The following is a 7,666-nucleotide window of genomic DNA, read 5'->3' as shown; positions in this document are numbered from 1 at the left end:
TCTTCGCCATCAGGTCGTCGACCAGACGCTCGGCGCGCTCGCGCATACCGCCGACGGTGCGCGCGGTGAACGCCTTGCTCACCAGTCCGCGCAAGCGGGTGTGCTCCGGCGGTTCCATCCAGAGGAAGGAGCCGGGCAGTTCGACCTCGCTGTCGCCGTGCAGCAGATCCGGTTCCTCCGCGTGGCTCCAGCGCGGGTCCTGCATGATCGCCTGCGCCTCGTGGTGGCGGGTCACCAGGTGGGTGTCGTGCGGGCCCGGCACGAACGGGCCTGCGGCGCGCAGCACGTCGTAACTGCGGTACGGATCGTGCCGCGTATGCGCAGCGACGCTCTCGACGACAGCCAGCTGAACCGGGGTCATTTCCTCGACCGCGGAATGGTCGGAACTCACCGGCGACTCCTGGGTAGAAATGGACGCGGCGCGGAAAAGGGCATGACATCCGCCGGATCGCTGCGGACAATTCCGGGACGCGGAAGAAATTTCTCGTCCATCGTGATGCGCGAGACCGGCCGGGCGCGGCGACGATCGCCCGTTCCTATCGGACCATAGCCGAAATACCTTATTGCGCAGTGCGATCGAATGATCGGCCTTGTTTATCGCCGACGTCAATTCACAATGAGTTCAATGCGCCGTCACAATTCGCTGTTTCCGTGACAGACATGAATTCCGCGGAATCGGCCGTGACACTGCACGGCCGCCTCGCCGAGATCGCCGCCGCCCATCCCGTGGTGACGGCCACGTTCTGGTCGGTGTCGGAAACCGTGAACTACGCCGAACTGCACCGGCGGTCGCTGGTCGCGGCGACGGCCCTGCTCCGGCGCGAGGTGCGGCGCGGCGAACCGGTGGGCATCCTGAGCCCGAATGCTCCCGAGTTCCTCACCTGCCTGTTCGGGGTGACCGCGGCGGGCGGCGCCGCCACTCCCCTTCCGCTGCCCGCCGGCGCGCGGGCGGCGAGCGGCTACCCGCAGAAGCTGGCCGCCATCATCGCGGCGGCGGGCATGCGCACGGTTCTGGTGTCGCACCGCTTCGCCCACCTGCCGGCGCTGCTGGCCGACGCGCTGGACGTCGAACTGGTCGACACCGCGGCACTTTTCGCCGAAGACGACGCGGCGGCGGAGGCACTTCCCGCCCTGACGGGCGACGATCCGGCCGTCATCCAGTTCACCTCCGGCAGCACCGCGACGCCCAAAGGCGTTCGCCTGAGCCACCACAACGTCCTCAGCGGCCTGGCATCGATCCGCACCGGCATCGACCTGAGCCTGGACGATCAGGGCGGCTTCTGGCTTCCGCTGTTCCACGACATGGGCCTGTTCGGCACGCTCTCGGCGATTCTGCGCGGCATTCCCGCACACGTGTGGTCCCCGCTGTCGTTCGTCAAGGACCCGGCCCGCTGGCTCGCCGAGTTCGCCGCCTGCGGTACCACCATCACCGCGATGCCCGATTTCGGTTACGAGGCGCTGCTGGCCGCGGTGCCCGCCGAGCGGGTGCGCGAGTACGACCTGAGCCGCTGGCGGATCGCGTTCAACGGGTCCGAACCGATCTCCCGGGACGTCGTCGTCGCGTTCTGCGAGCGTTTCGCTCCCGCGGGATTCCGCCCGGCGACGATGTTCGGCGTCTACGGTATGGCCGAGGCAACCCTCGCCGTCACCTTCCCGCCGCTGGGCCGCCCGCCCGTCTTCGAGTGGGTGGATCGCGCCGCCCTGTCGGATGACGCGGTGGCGCAACCGGTTCCGCCGGACGCACCGGGCGCCCGGCCGGTCGCCGGAGTGGGCTCGCCGGTACCGCGGATGCGGTTGCGCGTCGTCGCCCCCGACGAGGACCGCGACCTGCCCGACGGCGAAGTCGGCGAGATCCTCATCCGAGGCGACGCGGTCACCGACGGATACCTCACCGCCGACCCCGCACGAGTGGCCGGGCTGTTCACCGACGGCTGGCTGCGCACCGGCGACCTCGGCTACCTGCGGGACGGCGAGCTTTTCGTCACCGGCCGGTGCAAGGACATGATCACGGTGCGCGGCGTGAACTACTACGCCCAGGACGTCGAGGCGGCCGTGCGCGACCTCGACGGCGTGTACAAGGGCCGGTGCACGGCGGCGATCGACCCGGACGACGCGGAGGTGATCGCGCTGATCGCCGAATCCGAGCGCACCGGGGCCGACGCCGACGCGCTCGCCGCGGCGATCCGCGCCCGGATCGCCGCCGAACTCGGGCTGGCGGCGGTCCAGGTGCACCTGGTCGCGCCGCGCAGCATCCCCCGTACCAGCAGCGGCAAGCTCCAGCGGCTCGCCGCCCGCGATCTCATCACCCACCGCAGGTAATCCCGACCGAACCGGAGCCTTTCGTGCACAGCTATGACGTCTTCCGCCACTACGAACGCCTGCATTGGAAGCTGGCCGACCTCGCTCTCGACGCCGTCGACGACTCCCTGGTCCGCCCCGAGTACATCACCCTGGCCAAGAGCGCGACGATGGGCGAGTCCAACGTCATCGCCGCGGTGCACGGATTCCTGAACGAGTTCGTCGACGACTACGACTTCTCCACGTTCGCGGTGGTGTGGGGCTACCAGGAAGTGCAGCACCACTACGCGTTCCGGTCCTGGCTGAGCGCGCTCGGCGAGAGCGTGGACGACAAGGCCGTCGACTCGATGCGCGAGCCGTACGCGCCGGGCACCACCCCCTCCGCCACCCTGGCCACCAACATCATCTCCGAGCTCACCGTCAACCACATCTATCGGGCGGTGGCGAACTGGGTCACCGAACCCGTGCTGAAGGGATTGCTGCTCGACGCCAGCCGCGACGAGGCGGGCCACGCGCGCGAATTCATCCACTACGCCACCGAGCGACTGCGACAGCGACCCGAGGAACTGCCGTCGGTGCTGGAGACCCTCTACGTGTACAGCTCCGAGGCCAAGATCAAGCACCCGGTCAGCACGTTCAAGGCCGGGATCAGCGAGCTGGGCGACCACGAGACCATCGACACCGGCTTCGACCTGTTCCTCGAGCAGGTCGCCGCCGAGGGCGAGTTGGACGTCCTGCACGACAAGGTCCGGCGCACCTTCGGCAACATGACCGGACTCGACCTGTCCAGCAACGCCAAGGTTCGCCGGGCCCTGGCCGACGCGATCGCCTAGCGCCGTGGACCGCGACAGCGCCTTCGACGACACCGTGCACGGCGGTGTGGACACCGTCCGGGTGCCCTGGTCGGTGCTCCCGGACTACCGCTGCTTCGGCTGCTCGCCGCACAACACGACCGGCCTTCGCCTACGGTTCACCCCGCATCCGGACGGGCTGCAGGCCCGGTTCCGGCTCGGACGGGAATTCGAGTCCTACCCGGGTGTCGTGCACGGCGGCTTGATCGGCGTGATCTGCGACGAGGTGATGGGCAACCTCATCGTCCTGGCTCGCCACCACCCGGCGTTCACCGTCACCCAGCGCACCCGATTCCTCACCCCGCTGCTCGTCGGACGCGAATACCGCTGCGTCGCGACACTGTCCGGCGGCGAAGCGGACCGCCCGATCCAGGCGTCCGCGGAGATCCGCGACGCCGACGGCATGGTGTGCGCCGGCTCCACCGCGGCCTACCAGCCGTTCGCGCTCGGCGACGTGCGCCATCAGCTCACCCTCGGCGACGACGAGGTCGCCGCGCTCTCCCACGCACTGTCCACCGGCACCGCCCTCGCACCGAACGGAGTCAAGTCATGACGTCCACCCACACCGCCGACGACATCCTGCGCACGGTCACCGGCATCGCCACCGCCGAGACCGGCATCGCCGAGGCCGAGCTGCGCCCCGACCTGGACCTGCGCGGCATGGCCGGCGTCGACTCGGTGCGCGTGCTGCGCATGGTCGCCAAGATCGAGCGCACCTACGACATCGAGCTCGAGGACCAGGACGTGTTCGGCCTGTCCTCGTTGAACGACGTCGTCACGGTGGTCGGCAAGGCGCTGGCCGAGGCGGCGGCGTGACCGTCACCGACCAGCCGGTCACCGCCGACACCAACCAGCACTACGACCTCGACCCCGACATCTTCGGCCAATTCCTCGACCCGCTGCGCAAATACAGCTCGGCGCTCTACGAATCGGAGTCCGACACCCTCGAGCAGGCGCAGCGGCGCAAGCTGCGGTTCGTGGCCGACCGTCTCGGGCTGACCGGCGGGGAGCGCCTGCTGGACGTCGGCTGCGGGTGGGGCTCGCTGATCCTGTTCATGGCGGCCGAATTCGGCTGCGAGACAACAGGGATCAGCCCGGCCCCGCGTCAGCACGAATACATCGCCGAGCAGGCGCGCGCCCGCGGCCTCGCGGACCGGGTGCACACCCGGGTCGGCCATTTCGAGCGGTTGGACCTGCCGCCACGCGGCTTCGACGCCGTGACGCTGCTCGGCTCGATCGTGCACATGCCCGATCTCGGCGCGGTCTTCCGCCGCGCCCGCGGGGTGCTGCGACGCGGCGGCACGCTGTATGTATCGGAGAGCTGCTTCCGCAACGCGTCCGCACGCACGGCGTTCGACGCCAAGGCGGGCACGGAATTCGTGCGCGCCGACATCTTCGGGTGGGGCGACCTGCGTCCGCTCTCCGACCTGGTGACCGCGGCCGAGGACGCGGGATTCTCCATCATCGCGGTGGACGACCTCACCGAGCACTACCGCCGCACCATCGACGACTGGATCGCAGGCGTCGACGCCGCTGCCGAACGCATCGACGCGCACGGGCCCGGCCTGGCCGCGAAGCTGCGGCACTACCTGGAGATCGCGAACGCCGGATGGGGTTACACCACCAAGCATTACGCGCTGACCTGCCGTAACGCCCGCTGAGCCGCAGGAGCAACAGATGAACATCGAAACGGCGCCGATTCCCGTCGACGAACTGGTCGCGGCCGTCGACGGGTTCCTCGCCGCCTCCCCCGCCACGCGGGCCTGGGATGTGGAGACCGCGGTCGACTGGTCGCGCGCGGACGCGGGCAGGCTCACCGAGGGCCAGCGGTCCGCGGTCGGGTTCGTCACCCTCATCGAGGACCATCTGCCCGGCTACTTCGACGTCTACCACCGCTATTTCCCGGTCGACGACACGGTGGACCGGGCCGCGTTCGTGCACAACCGCGAGCTCTACCACTTCACCGTCCGCTGGGCGCTGGAGGAGGACACCCACGCACGCGCGCTGAGCCGCTATCAGGTGGCGTCCGGGATGGCCGAGCGCGGCGCCCTGCGCACCGAGCTGGCGATCGAAGGGCAGAAACCGTTCGACCTGCCCTACCGGCATCCCGTCCAGTTCTTCGCCTACGCGCTGGTGCAGGAGAAGGCGACGCAGATGTACTACCGGCACCTGCGCGAGGTGGCGGACGACCCGGTGCTGGGGGCGGTGCTGGCGCGGCTGTCGCGCGACGAGGCGCGGCATTTCAGTTTCATGGCCGACGTGGTCGGCCGCTACCTGCGGGTGCACGGCGACGCGACCGTGGAGCCGATCCGCGAAGTGATCGCCACCTTCCGCATGCCCTTGGCCGACACCATGCGCGGCTACTGGCGGTGGGCGCTGAAGATCGCCGATGTGGCCTCCTACGACCACACCGAGGCCTACGAGCACCTGGTGAAGGTGATCGACCGCGCGGTGGACGCCCGCAGTGACCGGCTCGACGAATTGGTGCGCTTCATCGACGAATGCCGCTCGCTGGTCTGAGTTTCGACACCGGACGGCCCGGCTCCCGATCGTGTTCCGGGAGCCGGGCCGTCCGCCGTGCTCACTGTGCGGGTTGCAAGACCAGGATCGTGGTCGACCCGTGTGCGATCAGCTTGCCGCTCGCGTCGGTGATCCGGCCCTCCGCCGTCGCCGTGCGCCGCCCGACGTGCACCGCGTTGGCCTCGCACGTCAGCCGGGAACCGTCCAGCGTCACCGACCGGATGAAGTTCACCTTCAGCTCCAGCGTCGTATAGGCCACGCCGTCACCGAGTTTCGTGAAGACCGCGCTACCCATCGCCGTGTCCATCAAGGTGGCCAGCACGCCGCCGTGCACGGTGAACATCGCGTTGATGGTGGCCGGGTTCGGATCGAGGTAGTACCGGGTGTAGCCGTCACCCGCCGTCTCCAGTCGAATGCCCAGAGACGCGCCGACTCCTAGGTTCTCGCGAAGTCCCCGCTCGAAAACCGTGGTCAGTTCGGTGACACGGGACGCCACGGTTCCGTTGGCGTGAGTGTCGATGCTGGTCATGGCTTTTCCTCCCTGCGAACGTTGCCCCGCTATTCGACCAGCGCCCGATGAACGCCACCCGACGGCATGCGGTTGCATACCGACATTCGATCGGCTGATAGACACTAGGAGATTTTCGGCTGCCCGCCCCATTACGCTGTGTCCGCCACCGGGATGGCCGAGTCTCACAGCCGGGTGTAGTCGGCCTGGTCCTGCTCGAACGCGGTCAAGATTTCCGGTGTCAACGTCAGGCGAGTGTTGGCGACGGCGGCCAGATAGTCCGCGAGGTCGGCGGGTTCGCTCGTTTCCTCGCGCACCGCGCGTTCGAACGCCGACTGTGCGCCGGCGCGGGCCGCGTACTCGATGTCCGCAGGGGTGAAATGGACTGTGGCGCGGACCAGGCGGTCGAGGTCGATGGTCTCGGCCGCCGGACCCAGATAACGCCGCCAGATCGCTTTGCGGGCGGGCTCGTCGGGCGGACCGACCGGGATCACGTAGTCGAAGCGGCCCGGCCGCAGGAACGCCGAATCCAAGGAACGGACCGAGTTGGTCGCGCAGATCAGCAACCGGCTGTAGTCCTCTCGGAACACCGGAATCAGTTTGAGCAGCTCGTTCGTCACGCCATGCGCCGGACTGGTCGCCGTCCCCTCGCGCGCGCCGGCGATCTCCTCGACCTCGTCGATGAACAACAGCAGTTCGTCCAGGTCGGCCAGGTCCGCGAACACCTCACGCAGCGACGCGGCGAGACCACCCCGGGCAGTCGCGGCCAGCCGAGACGGGAACAACTCCACGAACGGCCAGCCCAGCCGGGAGGCGACGGCTTTCGCGAAACTGGTCTTTCCCGTGCCGGGCGGTCCGAACAAGATCACGCTCTTGGGTGGCCTGACGCGATAACGCTCGGCCACGTCCGGATGCGCCAGCGGCAGCACGATCCGCCGTTCGATGACATCTTTCTCCCGGTCCATGCCCGCCATCGACTGCCACAGCCCAGGTGGCAACAACCGACCGCCCAGCTCGGTCAGCAGACTGGACTGCGCGGGTGGCAGCGGTTCGAGCAGTTCGTAGAAGATCAGCCCGGTCCTGCGCGAATAGCCGGAATTCTCGAACGCGACCGATCCGGTGGCGCCCTCGGGAACAAGTGTGCAGATCCGCCGCACGCCGGTCGAGCGCAGCCGCCGCTCCAGCTCGGTCAGCAACGCACTGCCGATACCGCGCCGACGCCACTGCGCACCCAGCGCCACCAGCAGGACCCACGCGCGCTCGCCCTGGATCTGCGCGACCGCCATTCCCACCATCTCTTCGCCGACCTCGGCGACCACCGCAGGCTGCCCCGCCCGCACGGCCGCCAAGATCTCCGCCAACGCGAACACCGGCTCTCCCGCAGTGCCCACCCGGCTCTGCTCCCAGATCCGAATCACTTGATCGAGGTCATCATCGTGAAACTCGCGAAGACGCCAAACCGGCATACACACCACCAACCGTCATCGAA

The 7,666-nt window shown here is 68.7% G+C and carries 8 protein-coding genes and 1 pseudogene; 6 read left to right on the top strand and 3 right to left on the bottom strand.

Annotated elements, in window-relative coordinates; translation table 11 throughout:
• Positions 1-391: pseudogene (locus ON21_RS31175) on the bottom strand (cytochrome P450); the annotation flags it as partial.
• A gap of 269 nt (positions 392-660) precedes the next feature.
• On the opposite strand from ON21_RS31175, the gene ON21_RS31170 reads away from it, so the two are divergent.
• The 6 genes from ON21_RS31170 to ON21_RS31145 are packed head-to-tail and all read left to right on the top strand — an operon-like array spanning position 661 to position 5,669.
• Positions 661-2,319, top strand: a complete 1,659-nt coding sequence (locus ON21_RS31170; protein ID WP_039803992.1) for an AMP-binding protein — start codon at positions 661-663, stop codon at positions 2,317-2,319.
• A 23-nt stretch (positions 2,320-2,342) separates the two neighbouring features.
• On the top strand, positions 2,343-3,131 hold the full coding sequence (locus ON21_RS31165) for a ferritin-like domain-containing protein (RefSeq protein WP_039803990.1): 789 nt from the start codon (positions 2,343-2,345) through the stop codon (positions 3,129-3,131).
• 4 nt (positions 3,132-3,135) lie between these two features.
• A complete protein-coding gene (locus ON21_RS31160) occupies positions 3,136-3,702 on the top strand; it encodes a PaaI family thioesterase (RefSeq protein ID WP_245562809.1) in 567 nt (188 codons plus the stop codon).
• Positions 3,699-3,965 carry an acyl carrier protein gene (locus ON21_RS31155; RefSeq protein WP_039803987.1) on the top strand — a complete coding sequence of 89 codons (267 nt, stop codon included), beginning with the start codon at positions 3,699-3,701 and terminating at the stop codon, positions 3,963-3,965. Before ON21_RS31160 ends, ON21_RS31155 begins: the two co-directional genes overlap by 4 nt.
• Positions 3,962-4,810: an SAM-dependent methyltransferase gene (locus ON21_RS31150; protein ID WP_039803986.1), complete on the top strand. Its 849-nt coding sequence runs from the start codon at positions 3,962-3,964 to the stop codon at positions 4,808-4,810. Before ON21_RS31155 ends, ON21_RS31150 begins: the two co-directional genes overlap by 4 nt.
• A 16-nt stretch (positions 4,811-4,826) precedes the next feature.
• On the top strand, positions 4,827-5,669 hold the full coding sequence (locus ON21_RS31145) for an acyl-ACP desaturase (protein WP_039803984.1): 843 nt from the start codon (positions 4,827-4,829) through the stop codon (positions 5,667-5,669).
• Positions 5,670-5,730: 61 nt separating this feature from the next.
• On the opposite strand, the gene ON21_RS31140 is transcribed toward ON21_RS31145, so the two are convergent.
• The gene (locus ON21_RS31140; RefSeq protein WP_039803982.1) at positions 5,731-6,198 is read right to left on the bottom strand and encodes a PaaI family thioesterase; all 468 of its coding nucleotides are present in this window, start codon (positions 6,196-6,198) and stop codon (positions 5,731-5,733) included.
• 164 nt (positions 6,199-6,362) lie between these two features.
• Positions 6,363-7,643: an ATP-binding protein gene (locus tag ON21_RS31135; RefSeq protein ID WP_039803980.1), complete on the bottom strand. Its 1,281-nt coding sequence runs from the start codon at positions 7,641-7,643 to the stop codon at positions 6,363-6,365.
• Positions 7,644-7,666: the final 23 nt, after the last annotated feature.

Source organism: Nocardia araoensis NBRC 100135 (assembly GCF_000308435.1).
Taxonomy (GTDB): domain Bacteria; phylum Actinomycetota; class Actinomycetes; order Mycobacteriales; family Mycobacteriaceae; genus Nocardia; species Nocardia araoensis.
The sequence above is the reverse complement of the archived record's forward strand: the minus strand, read 5'-3'. Positions and strand labels throughout refer to the sequence as shown.